This is a genomic window from Streptomyces incanus (assembly GCF_042656345.1).
GTDB classification, from domain to species: domain Bacteria; phylum Actinomycetota; class Actinomycetes; order Streptomycetales; family Streptomycetaceae; genus Streptomyces; species Streptomyces incanus.
Map to the genome: position 1 here is coordinate 1 of NZ_JBHSPC010000129.1, position 1,262 is coordinate 1,262.

Consider the following 1,262-nt stretch of genomic DNA (forward strand, 5'->3'; position numbering starts at 1 on the left):
TCCGCCCCGGTACGTCAGCGGAAAGCGAATACTGATCACGACCTCACACAGGCCCTAGGACCACGGGGCCTTCGAGGAGACCTACGTCCAGGTCCCGCTCGAACGGCTGCGGGACCCGCGCATCACCCGGCTGACCGGCCTCGTGAACGAGCTCCTCGCCGACTACGAGCGCAGCACGGGCCGTCTGTCGGCGGACGCGGACACCATCCGGGCCGCCCTGGACGACGTCGCCGCGATCCCGGAGGAAGCCCGGCGGCTCCGTCATGCCGCCGCCCGCTCAGCAGCAAGCCAGGGCTTCCACCGGGGCAGCAGGCGGTAGCCGGACGCAGAGAAGGGCCCGCGCCAGCACTGGCGCGGGCCCTCGTGTGTCACCCAGACGAGACGGGGTCAGTTCGCGTTCTGACGGTCGCTGTGGATCCGGTGGCCTTGCGGCCAGCGGGCGACCGCATCAGGCCGGATGCGGACCGTTCGACCATCGTCGCGTGGACGCTGACCGGGGCGTAGTCACCTCGCTCGACGCCCTACAGCACACTACGGACGGCCAACCCGAGATCGAGGCTAGGCCCAGTTGCTGGTGCAGGAGTTGAGCATTGTGTCGCCCTCGAAGCGTGCAACCTGGACGGCCGCATTGTAGATCCCCTGATTGTCCTGAGCACTGGTGTCGATCGACAGGCTCTTACCTGAGCCAGCCGTCAGCGAGTGCCAGCGCCAGTAGACCTTGTTGTAATCGCTCTTCTGGGTGACCAGTCGCACCCGGACGTGGTGGCCATCGGCAGACGTGTCCGTGACGCTGAGGGAGACGGGCATCTTGTCGAAGGGCGAGCCGAAATTTATCGACATGGCACCCGAGGCGCCTGTAGTCGAACAGGACGCCCTAGCCGTGGCGGCGCTCGACGTCGATGCGGCGCCGATGGTGAGAGCGACGGCCGCGGTAACAACTCCGGCGGTTCGAACCAGTCCCCTAGTGAACTTCACGTCAAGATCTCCTCATGTTCAGGCACAAAGAGTGATGATCGAATCACAATTGATGTGCATCTGTCAAGGATCGTGAGGGTAACGTCCGCTGGAGTGGTGTATCAGCCCCGGGACTGGTAGACCCACATGTTGAGGTGTCGCGTATTCGTCAGCGGAGACGTGTTCATGCCCTGATGGTGTGACGGACAGTGATGTTCGGGAGCCTCCCCCTCCGCTGTTTGACCTCGCCTTCTGAGGCTTTCGGTTCAGGGTGCCGGTTGTCTCTGACGGGTGTAGGCCGGTGGCAT

Annotated in this window: 2 protein-coding genes; one reads left to right on the top strand and one right to left on the bottom strand. The window is 64.5% G+C overall.

Going from position 1 to position 1,262, the window contains the following annotated elements; translation table 11 throughout:
- Positions 1-142 precede the first annotated feature (142 nt).
- Positions 143-319 (top strand): hypothetical protein, encoded by a 177-nt coding sequence (locus tag ACFP2V_RS33755; protein ID WP_381219087.1) that lies wholly within the window; start codon positions 143-145, stop codon positions 317-319.
- Positions 320-558: 239 nt separating this feature from the next.
- On the opposite strand, the gene ACFP2V_RS33760 is transcribed toward ACFP2V_RS33755, so the two are convergent.
- Positions 559-975: a hypothetical protein gene (locus ACFP2V_RS33760; protein ID WP_381219088.1), complete on the bottom strand. Its 417-nt coding sequence runs from the start codon at positions 973-975 to the stop codon at positions 559-561.
- Between the last annotated feature and the right edge of the window lie 287 nt (positions 976-1,262).